The sequence below is a fragment of the Bartonella sp. MR168JLCBS genome (assembly GCF_042194175.1).
In genome coordinates, this window is record NZ_JBHIMP010000640.1 from 1 (window position 1) to 516 (window position 516).

A 516-nucleotide genomic window follows, 5' to 3' on the forward strand; every position below is an offset into this window, starting at 1 on the left:
TCTGGTTTTATGGCACAGACTGGTGATGTGCAGTTTGGGAAGAAGGACAGTGCGAATTTTGATCCTAAACGTGTTGGTACGGGTGGTTCCAATTATCCCAATATACCAGCAGAGTTTTCTAATCTTTCGCATAAGCGTGGTACGGTTTCTATGGCACGTTCACAAAATCCTGATTCAGCTAATTCTCAGTTTTTCATTTGTTTTAATGATGCTGTTTTTTTAAATGGTCAGTATACTGTTGTTGGAGAAGTTGTAAAGGGAATGGATGTTGTTGATAAAATTAAAAAAGGCACCACAAGTAATAATGGATCTGTAAAAGATCCTGATATTATTAATGCTGCTACTTTACAAGCTGAGTAATAATTCAAAGGGAGTTAGCCGTATGTCCGAGATTAAAGATTTAGAGAATACTTTAATTCTTGAAACAACGAAGGGCAGAGTTGTTATTGAACTTTTTGCTGATTTAGCACCTAGGCATGTTGCACAAATCAGGAGGTTAACAAAGGTGGGTGCATA

General features: G+C 37.2%; 2 protein-coding genes. Both read left to right on the forward strand.

What is annotated here, in order from left to right; translation table 11 throughout:
• Positions 1–360: peptidylprolyl isomerase (locus ACFIK8_RS13145; protein ID WP_375669678.1), on the forward strand; the 360-nt coding region annotated here is incomplete at its 5' end.
• Between the two features lie 22 nt (positions 361–382).
• Positions 383–516 (forward strand): peptidylprolyl isomerase (locus ACFIK8_RS13150; protein WP_375669679.1); only part of this gene is annotated, 134 nt, incomplete at its 3' end.